This is a genomic window from Amphibacillus sediminis NBRC 103570 (genome assembly GCF_001552275.1).
Lineage (GTDB): Bacteria > Bacillota > Bacilli > Bacillales > Amphibacillaceae > Amphibacillus_B > Amphibacillus_B sediminis.
Genome location: NZ_BCQW01000043.1, coordinates 1 through 11836, shown reverse-complemented (window position 1 = coordinate 11836; position 11836 = coordinate 1). Strand labels below are relative to the sequence as shown.

Genomic DNA, 11836 nt, shown 5'->3' with positions numbered 1-11836 from the left:
TCCCGGTTTATTTACTTAATTATTGTCTTGGTTGTCCACCTAATTGTTGTTCAGCCATTTGTACTAAACGTTTAGTGATCTCACCACCAACAGAACCGTTAGCACGAGATGTTGTATCAGGACCAAGGTTTACACCAAATTCTTGAGCAATTTCAAATTTCATTTGATCAAGTGCTTGGCTCACACCTGGTACAAGTAATTGATTGCTATTATTATTGTTGCTAGCTGCCATGTCTGTATTCACCTCCTCCTTAATACATTTCTAGAATGTGCAGATCAGAGGGATTCATACAGAAAAATTACTGGTAGTTGTTGCCTTCAACGGCAACATTTAAGGCATAGAGCTTTGGACAACTAGCAATTAAAATAACTGAGTAAGAGGATCGTGGTTATCTTTTTGACTTGAAATATTAATAACTTCGATGTTTTGTTCAATCTCAGCTAACTCAGCTGTCATGTCCAATTGACTCTCTAGTTGTAAGACTTTATCAAGCTTTGGCTTTGTCTTAGGTGCTGTTGGTACAAACACTGTACAGCAATCTTCAAAAGGACGTATCGAAATATCGTAACTGCCTATTTCTTGTGCTATCTCAATAATTGAGCTTTTATCCATTGCAATGAGTGGACGCATGACAGGAAATGATGTGACAGCATTTATAGCATGCATACTCTCCATAGTCTGGCTTGCAACCTGACCTAAACTCTCGCCGGTTGTAATTGACAAAATACCTTCACGCTCTGCAATCATTTGTGTTATTTTTAACATCATACGTCGCATAACCGTCATTGAATAACCAAAAGGAATTTCACGATGAATTTTTTGCTGAAGCGCTGTAAATGGTACGACATGCACTTTCATATCATGGCCGCGTTCTGCTAATAATTGCGCCAAATCCAAAACTTTTTGTTTGGCTCCTTCACTAGTAAACGGTGGTGAATGAAAATGAACAGCTTCCAGGGTAACCCCGCGCTTCATCATTAAATACCCTGCTACTGGGCTATCTATTCCACCTGATAGCAGTAAGAGCGATTTACCAGAGGAACCAACTGGCAAGCCACCTGCACCAGAATAACGTGCTGACGTAATAAAGGTGGCATCATTTCTAATATCGATATGCACGTCTATATCAGGATTGTGAACATCGACTGTAATTTCATCGGTATTTTTTAATAAATGCGCACCAATAATATAATTAAATTGCTGAGATCCAATCGGAAAGTCCTTATTTGCACGTCTTGTTGTCACTTTAAAAGTACTTACATTCTTCGCCTCTGTCAAAGCAAATAATGCAGCTTCCTTAATGGCTTTTTCTGAATTTTCAACCTTAATGGCTAAGCTCAAGCTTTGGATACCAAATATTCGTTGGCATCTTTCCATAATCGGCTTTGGCCCCTCACCATTTAGTAAAATGGTCATCCGATCACGTGTATTTTTTATCTTAATCCGTTTAAAGTCACGCAGTTGTTGTCTAACATTTTCATGTAACTGATAAATAAAATTTCTACGGTTCTTACCCTTTAATGATAACTCTCCATATCGAATTAATATATGATCATAATGCATATTTTCTACCCCATTACTTTACTTAAATCTTTTATTATTTTTTTCAATACTCGGCAAAACAATTCAATTTCACCTTCCGTATTTTGATAAGAAAAACTAATTCTTAAGGCTGAGACGGTTCGGTCTTGAGTCAGACCTATTGCTCTTAACACTGCACTCTCATCCGATTTTTTCGATGAGCATGCAGACTTAGTCGAAACAAATATATTCCGTTCTTCTAAAGCATGAAGGACCACTTCCGGTTTAAAACCTGGAATTGAGAAATTTAAAATATGTGGTGCTTGATTCTCAATTGTATTTATCACAATGTTTGGTATCTCTTTTAGCTGCGTGCGTAATTGTTTGTTAAGCCGTTGTAAATAGTTTGGGTAATGAAGCTTGTGCTCAAGAATCATACGCATCGCCTTTACAAGTGAGACAATTCCGGGCAAATTTTCTGTCCCTGAACGCCGATCTGTTTGCTGTCCTCCTCCATGAAATAACGGGAATAAGCGAAGACCCTTTCGAACATATAACAAACCCGTTCCCTTCAATCCATGTACTTTATGACCTGAAATGGTCGACAAATCAACATGGCATCCCTTTAAATCAAGTTCAACCTTACCAAAGCCCTGTACATCATCAACATGAAAAAAAGTCGTTGGACGATCCTTTAATAATGCACCAATTTCTTTGATCGGCTGAATTGTACCAATCTCATTGTTAATATGCATAATACTAACTAAAATTGTATCATCTCTAAGCGCTTGCTTGACCGTATCTACTGATAAAATACCCGTTTGATCGACAGGTAAATAGGTGATTTCAAATCCAAGCTCTTCTAATGCTTGACAAGCATTAAGTACCGAAGGGTGTTCAATTTGACTTGTTATGATATGCTTACCTCTTTTTTGATAAGCCAATGCAATCCCTTTAATTGCTAAATTATTCCCTTCAGTCCCACCTGAAGTAAAAATGATTTCATCTTCTAATACGTTCATTAACTGCCCGGCTTGTTGATGCGCTTTGCGTAATATTTGGTCTGCATCGAGTCCAAAACGGTGGGCAGATGATGCATTTCCATAATAGGTTTGAGACACAGTAATAAAGCTATCTAATACTTCCTGGGCGGGCTTCGTGGTTGCACTATTATCAAAGTAAATCATATTCCGACTCCTTATTTAGCATTATTCCCTGAATTATTCTAACATAAAAAACCTTTAAATAAAGTAAAACTTCGTTCAGCGGGGGTTTCACGCATAGGATGTGCTCGTGCAGACGTTACGTCACGACATCGCGAACTTAGTCAGCTTCCTCTCATCTCTCCCCCACTGAACGTTAGTTGAACTAAAGGGTCTTGACTCTTATTGTTAGCAAGATCCGAAATAACAAGCATAGATCGATGAGTTATTGATCTAGAAAAGATTAGCTTTAACTTGACTGAGAAGACTCCCACTGCGATGACTGCCTGTCTGCCATGGAGTGAGAGTACAAACCCTGGCTAAATTAGTTAAAGCCTCCGGCGAATGCCACAGATTTTCAGCTGAAAATTACCGGGCGAAGCTCGATAAAATCTGGGCCAAATACACCAAGGCACATTTGATTTCCATAGGCTAGCAAGGCAAATGAACGATTATGAAAAAACTTGAAACGGACAAGCTAAAAGCTTGCCCGCTTCAAGTAGTTATTTTTTGATACAACACAAACGCTTAAAACTCAATTTATGTCGATTGAAAAATTAATTTAGATCAAGTGCTGTCAATAACGCATCGACTGAGATAGGACCTTTAACTTCAAAATCATATAAAATATCGTGGTTAAAACGGCTGCTTGCTCTTTCTTCTATTGACTCTGGAGCACGCTCTTGATTATCAATTTGACTTACATTTACATTTGATTCTTCTTGCTTTTCAGTCTTAATTTCCTTTAAATGATCTTGGCTCTCTTCTTTAACATGATCATTAACCTTGACAACTTGATGCGATTGCTTGGATCCTTTTCCATGATCCATCGACTGAGCTTCAGTAATAGAATCAGGCTCAGTCAAAAATAGGGCAAAAAACAAAATCCAAATACTAACCGTTAAAGTTACCATACTAATGATTGACATTATTTTCACAACTATATTCCTCCTGCTAACTTGGTATCTTGATGTGGCTTTCTAAACGCTTTAACGCTCCTGGCTCTATATCTTCTAGAGCTTGTGAGGCAATTTCCAGTGCTGTATCATAGTAATATTCTCTAAATTTTTGCTCAGCTTCTAATAATTTCGCAGCTAAGATTGGATATTGGCTACGGTAACGATTTGCATACTGAATGACGCGTTCAACTAAATAAGCCTGCTCAATAATCAGTTGAGCTTGTTCAACGAGGCTTTTAACAGATAGACTAGCTTCCGATAATGTATGGCTTACTTGTCCCATATCCAAAGGTTTTTGCTCTAGCTTAGTGATAACCGACTGGCATTTATCGGTAGCATCTTCTAGTTGATTCCAGATTAGGCTAGGAATTCCAGGCAAATTACTTTTTTGAAGTCGTTTATTAACCTCGTAAAGGTCCTGTTGTAATAATTGAATCGTTTCTCTAGCCTCTAGCTCGTCTTTTCGAATCGTTCTAACTTGCTCCCTAAACTCTTGGTGGGAATCTTTCAGTTTTTGCAAGTCTTGATTGCTTGTTTCTAATTGGTCACGCAAAGCCAAGTATGTGCTATTCTCTTCATCTAGATCTAGCTTGACTTGTTGCAGCTGACGCTCAAGCTGATGAATCCATTTTTCTAAATTAGCGTAAAGTTCTAAATCGCTGCCTTCTAAATAGTAAGTATTTTGTAGCTCTTTTACCTCTTCGCTGGTCGCTTTAAAATCGGTCACGACCTCCAAAATATCTTGCTCAAATTGCTCTAAATGTTTATCAACATAGTCTTTGGCTTGTGCTTCTTTTTCAAGCAAAGAATAAATCTCCTGAATTCTCTCTTCTAATGATTCAACAAATTCATAAACAACAGATTCGTCACCTTGTTTTTCTAACTGAATCATATAGCTACTTAATTGATCCTCAAAACTGGAAAGCTCCTCAAGAAAATTCTCATCCTCAATACGGAAACCAGATTCTTTCATCGCATAGATTCCCTTTTTCAATTCATCAATTTGATCTGGTAATTCTCTTTTGCAGCGTTTGTAAATAATCGGGAAATCTTGCATTCGTTGTTCTAAGTCTTGCAAATGTTCCTTAATTTGCAAAATAAGTTGACGTGCTTCATAATAATTTCCTTGATCACATTCCAGATAAAATTGATCAAGTAACGCCTGTTGATCAATCAATTCTGCTTCAAAGCGTTTCTCAGCATTGCCATATAGATGACGATCCTGCAATAAAGTTTGGCGGAGCTCTTTAAGTAATGGGACGACCATTTCCAACTCTTTTCGGCTCTGTTTTTCAGAATTAAGGAGGTCATCTAATTCAGCGTACATATTTTTAATGGTTGTCTCAATATTATTTAACGTTTGCTCAACAGAGCTTAAATGCTTTTTGGCCACAGGAATTTTAAATCGATCAGCAGCTTCCTCAGCATCAAATAAAAACTCTTCGATATCAGGCAGGTCTCGTGTTAAAATGTTATCCCATGTTTCTTTCCAAGATTCGAACTTCTCTTGTGTTTCACCAGACAACCGTAATGCCTTTACTTTTTGAAGTTCACTGGTGACTTGTCGATTCATGATGTCCATTTTCCATGCCTCTAGTTGATCGACTCGATCATACACTCTCTTTCTCAGAAATAAACCAATGATAATAGCTACAATTGTAATAAGTATAAATCCTATGATATAGGCTGCCATGCTGATCCTCCTTGCCTCATTCACCCAACATTATCTATTTCAATCAAACTTATGTATATTAGCAAGTTGTTCAAAAATTACCGAATGATATAGCCTGTCTCATTGCTAGTTAGTTTTTCTACAGAGATCTGAAAAAGGTACATCCAATTGCTCGAAACAAGTGATCACCTTAACCTGCTCTCTTCTCATTCGTTTTTTTTTGACACGTAGACTTAATAATTTTTTATTAATATTATCATACCATGAACTTGCCCTTTTTGCTAAAAAAAATCAATTTATTTAATGGTTTTACATTTTTTTCAATCCTACAGTTTAAAATACAGTTGAATCCAGTCATATTCAAGTGTATAATGACAAAAAATATAGAAACGAGGGACATAAAATGGGAGAGCAAGACCGTGCAAAAAATTATCAATTGATTTTAAAACAGCTTGAGGCACTCATAGCTGATGAACCTGATCAAATAGCTAATTTAGCCAACAGTGCTGCTTTACTAAACCAATTTCTCAATCATATTAACTGGGTAGGCTTTTATCTATTAAAAGGCGATGAACTTGTATTAGGTCCATTTCAAGGTTTACCAGCTTGCGTGAGAATTAAAGTCGGCAGTGGCGTATGTGGTACAGCAGTTCAGGAAGAAGCAACACAACGCGTTGCTAATGTTCATGAATTTCAGGGGCATATTGCCTGCGATGCCGCAAGCCAATCTGAGATTGTCGTACCTATTTCTAAAGATGGTGTCATTATTGGCGTGCTAGATATCGATAGTCCCGAGCTAAATCGTTTCGATCAATTGGATCAAGAGTATTTAGAACAATTTGTCGCTATATTAGAAAAGTATCTTTAAGGATGATTACTCCTAAAAAGAATTTTAAAAATCAGTGCACAGACTATAGCTTGTGTTACCAACTTTAAGTCAAATAAGCGTCGACATGGCTACGGTAACCACGTTGACGCTTTTATACTGAATGCCGTTTAACATCTTAAGAGAAAAGCCCCCTATTTTATTGGCTCATACAAAATTCCCTCATTGATAACTTCTTTTAGCTCGGAAATCCTCAAAAAAATCAATCGCTGTTATGGCTAACTGACAGTGTAACTGGCTGGGGCTGCGATTACTCGCCCATCGAAGGGCTTTTGTAAGACTCCTACTTCATGAAATAAGGGAACACATCATGTCTAAGTGGAGATCTAACAGCCAGAAACGGCCCGATTGATTCAACTGGGGTTTGATCGCCACTTTATAGAAATCGGCGACTTCTGCTAATGAAGTTAAACGCTAGCGAAAAGAAAATTGGTTCTTGCCTGCATGCTTCGCATCATACAAGGCCTGGTCTGCTTTATCAAATAATGTGGTCAAATCGAGAGGCTGCTCATGACTCCAATACGCCATTCCTATTGAAGCTGTGACAGAAGGCTGAGTTGTTTTTTCAATAAGATGAAGTAAGCGATTGGAAAACTGTTGTCCTTCTTGATAACTTGCTTCTGCTAAATAGATCGCTAACTCTTCGCCTCCCCATCTAGCAGCAAATCCGTGTCCCTCAATCTCTTTACGGATAAGATTTGCCACTTGAATAAGAATATGATCACCTACATCATGTCCATAAGTATCATTGATCTTTTTAAAATCATCGAGATCAATAAGAATGAATACACCACACTGACCCGCGTGTAAATGTTCGTTACATTTTTCGTCGAGGTATTTCCTTGAAAATAATTTGGTCAAATAATCGGTAATAACAGATTGTTCAAGCTGCTCTCTTAGTATAATATTACCGAAGGCTAAAGTAGAGTGTTGAACTAAAGATTTCATAAGTTTGAATTGATCAAATGTAAAAAAGTATGGTTGAGGATGCATGATAATAATACAGCCTAATAATTGCTCGGATTGAATCATCGGTAAAATAATAACCGAACGACAAGTTAACGCTAGCTCAGGAAATTTGCAATGAGTGTCTCCAATAAAAACGGCTTCGCGTTCTTGTTTTATTTGATTTAATAATAGCGTGAGCTTTTTTCTACTATCTTGATGATGAAAAAAGTCAGATGAATGTTGTTCGATTGAAAATTCCATGGCTTGATTGTATAAAATAAACCCTACCTCTTCAGCTTTGAAAGAGGTCTCAATTTGCGATTTAATAAAGGCGGTAGTATCTGATAAACAACTTAATTTATTCAATTCATGAGCAAAGGAATTAATTAACTGAAGGTCCTGAATTAATTGTGTCGATTGCTGATATAGTTGAGCGTTTTCAAGGGCATTTCCGGCAGTATTCGCAAGCAAGCGGACAAACTCGATATCGTCATCTGGTATCTGTTCAATTTCATAGGACGTTAATTCCATCACACCATAAATCCCCTGTTTACCATTCAATGGTGCATAGAGTGTGATTTTCCTACGGTTAGGTCGCTTGACTAGCTTTATTTCACCAGATAAAAAGGCCTGTACACTTGCTTTTTCTGCATATTCATCATTATATATCAGTTCCTTTACGGGCAAATTTTGTTCATCTTGGAAATTCTTTGATAAAAATAAGTGACAATCAAAAGTTGGATAAATAGAACCGATCGTATTAACGATCTCACTTAGCACATCTTTGGAATTCATAGTAGAGTGAAATTTTTGGGTTACACTATACATTAACTCGTATTTATTGACCTGTTCAATGACATGAAACATATTCGTAAGCTCAGTTAAAATCACATTTGCATCTTTGGCGATCTCGAGCCACCGCATTCTTTGCTTTTCAGATAATGGCTGTTCCTGATCAATGGTCAATGTAATAAACCCTGAAATTTTTTCTTCCTTAAACAAAGCAATCATACAAGCTTGTCCAGCTCTTTTACTTTTTGTTATGTGATATGATGATAGGTAAGAGACTTGCTGATAACGGTCGAATCCTTGAATTAAATCAGCGGACAAATTATCGACAAATAAATGGTGCTCCGTTGAAGCATGTGTTAACACAAATTGATCAGACCACTGATCATATAAAAAAAGCCCAACAGCTTCTGCCTTTGCTAAGGTTTTAACCTGCTTGACCAAAATTTGTAGGGAATCGCCTGTTTGATAATCATGCTTGTGCTCATGGAGGAATGTTGTGTGACCTTTAGAAAAAGTATACAACCTCATTTGACTACTTCCACCTATCTAAATAAATATTGATTTAACGTTAGCGAAATTAGTGATTTACTCCAGTGTTCTTAAAAGTATTTGTTTAATCAAGGATAAATTACCTAATTATAGACATAAAAAACTGATAATTGGTTTCTTATAATGTATTATAGCGTAATTAACTCTCAATGACTACCAATAAGATAGTATTTTTTACTCATAATATCGATATTTTTCGATTTGAATACATACTTTTTTACTATTAAAAAAATCCATATTTCGACAGAAATAAAGGATTCGGTCATATTTCATTTTGTTTAATTGCTTTCAAGGAGACAATCTTACTAATTATTACGGTCATTTTATTAACAACAGTTGACTTCCCTTTATCAAAACCATATAATAGACTTTGTGTAAAAAAGGTAGCCTTTGTGAACCGCCGGTTGTTCATTTTGTTCCTTACCCTCTGTAAGGTGTATCGCGTAACTCTCTGCTGCTGGAGCGAAGGTACATGAAAACAAAATGTCAAGCGTGGATGGAACACGATATCTTGTTTTATGCAAAATCTAATATAAAGGAGAGAATGCACTATGGCTCGCTATACAGGTCCTGTATGGAAAAAGTCTCGTCGTCTCGGAATTTCATTATCTGGTACAGGTAAGGAGTTAGATAAACGTCCTTACGCTCCTGGACAACATGGTCCAAACCAACGTAAAAAGCTTTCAGAATATGGTTTACAATTACAAGAGAAGCAAAAGCTTCGCTTCATGTATGGTGTAAATGAGCGCCAATTCAGCAACTTATTCAATAAAGCGGCTAAATTAAAAGGGGTTCACGGTGAAAATTTCATGATTCTATTAGAATCACGCTTAGATAACCTTGTTTACCGCCTTGGTCTTGCTCGTACACGTCGTCAAGCACGTCAATTAGTTAACCATGGCCATATCACTGTTGACGGAAGTCGTGTTGACATCCCTTCATACAGCGTGAAGCCAGGTCAAACCATTGGTGTACGTGAAAAATCTCAAAAGCTTTCAATCATTGCTGAAGCAATTGAAGCAAATACATTTGTACCTGAGTACCTCACTTTCGATGCTGACAAGCTTGAAGGAACTTACTCACGCTATCCTGAGCGTACAGAGTTACCAGCAGAAATTAATGAAGCGTTTATCGTTGAGTGGTACTCACGTTAATCGAGATAGACTAAATAAAAAATGTACAAAAGCCTTAGAAATGTTGTTTTATCAATGTTTCAAGGCTTTTTTCTTCATTTTAAACACCGCACTTCTTACAACATTAGTGTATAAGTCAGCGTTCCTACATGACAGGGCTGCCCTCCGCATTCACCATCATAAATGTAATCCTCTTTATATTTATTTTAGGTAAGGAGGTTTTTGTAAAAAAATCAAAAATTAAGCATGACGTTCAAAGCATTCGCGATATGCATTTTATCCTAAGATGATATTATATGGGAAGCCATTCCACATGAATCTATAAAAAGCACTTTATTTTTGGGAATTAGCGCCTCCTTCCCATTGTAAAGAGAAAAGGCTGGGAGAGTACTTTTTTGAAATTAGAATTCATATTAATTAATACCTCATGCTCACTGTTTATGATCTCATATCGAAAGGTCGTCAATTTAATATACAGAAAATTTCGTCTTTTTATGTCATAACATTAGTTGTAGGGGCCCCAATTTTCGCCCCAATCACTACTGTATTCAGTTTAACAACTCCTATCGAATTATCTGTAGCAATACTCAAAATTTATTCGTAAATAATTTATGATATAGCTTAATTACAATGAGAACATGAGATAACACAATAAAAATAAAGAATAACGTCGATAGTATGCTATCATATTGAATTGGCTTTTCTTCAACTAAATAAAAAATCACAGAAACAAAAGATACTAAAATCCCCAACAATATAAAGTGGTTACCGAAAAAAATAGCCACTTTTTCTTTATTATGTTTCTTGTTATTATATCCAATTATTAAATCAACCATCTTCCCCTTTTTAATTAATAATCCTAATAAAATGTGAATTAAACCAAACAACGAGAATATTAAATATCCCAAATCATTATCACTCCCTCTTTAAATATGACTTCGATTTCCTAAACATGAATTTTTTTAATAAACATTAACAAATGGGATGAAGGTTATTATATAGTAGATCTCCGCTAAATGTGTCTAACATCTGCGTCGTCAGATTCAGCTTTTTCTAACTGTATTTGGCAAGTAAAAAATGTATGAAATGGCATTTAAAAATGTATGCCACTTACCGCCTCAATTTATTGCTGTATTAAAGATTCTTTATAACGGAAACTTTCACCGTTAAAAAGGAGTAAATGGGAATGATGAATCAGTCGATCAATCACAGCTTCTGTTAATATTGGATCTCCGAAAACATGATTCCATTGTCCGAATTGAAGGTTGGTAGTAATCACCAGGCTCTTATTTTCGTAACACATGGAGATTACTTGAAATAATAACTCTGCACCCTCTTTGTGAAGAGGGATATAGCCGAGTTCATCTAATATAAGAAGATCTAGTCTTTCAAGCTGCTTAATCAGCCTGGGGAGGGAACCATTTTGGTTCGCCTCTATTAATTTATTTGCTAAAGATGCCAATGTAAAGAACTTCACTTTAGTGCCGTACCTATGTATGGCATTTAAGCTAATTAATGTTGCCAAATAAGTTTTTCCTGTGCCGACTCCACCATATAAAATCAGATTCTCTTTTTCATGAATGAATTCCCCCTGGAGAATCCTATCTCGATCAATCCCCTGAGGGATTTGAATATGCTCCCATTGAAAGGCTTGGTCACCTGTCTTTGGTAATTGTGCTTGCTTTAGTAATAAGTTCACCTTTCTTTCTTCTCTATTTTGAACCTCCTTTTCAAATAATTGAAGAAGATAATCATAATTATTTTCAGCTTTAATTTCATGGTAATGCTCTCTAATCCAACTCAACTTCAAGCGTTTGGCATATGCTTCAATTTGCTCTTTCATCAAGAAACACCTCCGCTTTGAAGTAAAGAATCATAATGAGAAAGCCCCCTCGTTGCCGCAGGCATAGTTGGTAGGTTAATAGCTGGACTTATCTCCTTGTATGTATTGCTTTGATTTATTATAGTGTAAAAACAATGCTTGATTTGGTCCGGACTTGGATGTTCATGCGAAGAAGCGATCGCGAGAGCTTCATTCAGTAATGAAAAATCGTCATTCTTTAAAAGTTCTCCTAATAAACGTAAAGCACGCTTCTGTTCTTCTTCTGTACAGTTCCTTAAATAGTCCGTCCAAATAGATGGAAATTGGTTATAGATACTTGAATACTTTATA

General features: G+C 36.4%; 10 protein-coding genes and 1 pseudogene. 2 read left to right on the top strand and 9 right to left on the bottom strand.

Going from position 1 to position 11836, the window contains the following annotated elements:
- Nucleotides 1–19: 19 nt before the first annotated feature.
- The 5 genes from ASE01S_RS14840 to ezrA form a co-directional block, all read right to left on the bottom strand.
- The gene (locus ASE01S_RS14840; protein WP_067844194.1) at nt 20–232 is read right to left on the bottom strand and encodes an alpha/beta-type small acid-soluble spore protein; all 213 of its coding nucleotides are present in this window, start codon (nt 230–232) and stop codon (nt 20–22) included.
- Between the two features lie 129 nt (nt 233–361).
- Nucleotides 362–1564 carry a tRNA uracil 4-sulfurtransferase ThiI gene (gene thiI, locus ASE01S_RS14835; protein WP_067844191.1) on the bottom strand — a complete coding sequence of 401 codons (1203 nt, stop codon included), beginning with the start codon at nt 1562–1564 and terminating at the stop codon, nt 362–364.
- Nucleotides 1565–1569: 5 nt separating this feature from the next.
- Nucleotides 1570–2709 carry a cysteine desulfurase family protein gene (locus ASE01S_RS14830; protein WP_067844187.1) on the bottom strand — a complete coding sequence of 380 codons (1140 nt, stop codon included), beginning with the start codon at nt 2707–2709 and terminating at the stop codon, nt 1570–1572.
- Between the two features lie 572 nt (nt 2710–3281).
- The gene (locus tag ASE01S_RS14825) at nt 3282–3662 is read right to left on the bottom strand and encodes a hypothetical protein (RefSeq protein WP_067844184.1); all 381 of its coding nucleotides are present in this window, start codon (nt 3660–3662) and stop codon (nt 3282–3284) included.
- 16 nt (nt 3663–3678) lie between these two features.
- Entirely contained in the window at nt 3679–5376 is a 1698-nt protein-coding gene (gene ezrA, locus ASE01S_RS14820; RefSeq protein ID WP_067844181.1) for a septation ring formation regulator EzrA, read from the bottom strand.
- Between the two features lie 382 nt (nt 5377–5758).
- Here ezrA and msrC point away from each other — a divergent pair, with 382 nt between their 5' ends.
- On the top strand, nt 5759–6223 hold the full coding sequence (gene msrC, locus ASE01S_RS14815; protein ID WP_067844178.1) for a free L-methionine (R)-S-oxide reductase MsrC: 465 nt from the start codon (nt 5759–5761) through the stop codon (nt 6221–6223).
- A gap of 432 nt (nt 6224–6655) precedes the next feature.
- On the opposite strand, the gene ASE01S_RS14810 is transcribed toward msrC, so the two are convergent.
- Entirely contained in the window at nt 6656–8509 is a 1854-nt protein-coding gene (locus tag ASE01S_RS14810; protein ID WP_067844175.1) for a diguanylate cyclase domain-containing protein, read from the bottom strand.
- Between the two features lie 572 nt (nt 8510–9081).
- On the opposite strand from ASE01S_RS14810, the gene rpsD reads away from it, so the two are divergent.
- Nucleotides 9082–9684, top strand: a complete 603-nt coding sequence (rpsD, locus tag ASE01S_RS14805; protein WP_067844172.1) for a 30S ribosomal protein S4 — start codon at nt 9082–9084, stop codon at nt 9682–9684.
- Between the two features lie 566 nt (nt 9685–10250).
- On the opposite strand, the gene ASE01S_RS16580 is transcribed toward rpsD, so the two are convergent.
- From ASE01S_RS16580 to ASE01S_RS16120, 3 genes and pseudogenes are all read right to left on the bottom strand, one after another.
- Nucleotides 10251–10550, bottom strand: a complete 300-nt coding sequence (locus tag ASE01S_RS16580) for a DUF3784 domain-containing protein (RefSeq protein WP_373277967.1) — start codon at nt 10548–10550, stop codon at nt 10251–10253.
- Between the two features lie 236 nt (nt 10551–10786).
- Nucleotides 10787–11506: an IS21-like element helper ATPase IstB gene (istB, locus tag ASE01S_RS14795; protein WP_067844167.1), complete on the bottom strand. Its 720-nt coding sequence runs from the start codon at nt 11504–11506 to the stop codon at nt 10787–10789.
- Nucleotides 11506–11836, bottom strand: a pseudogene (locus ASE01S_RS16120) (IS21 family transposase); the annotation flags it as partial. The pseudogene ASE01S_RS16120 and the gene istB, both read right to left, overlap by 1 nt.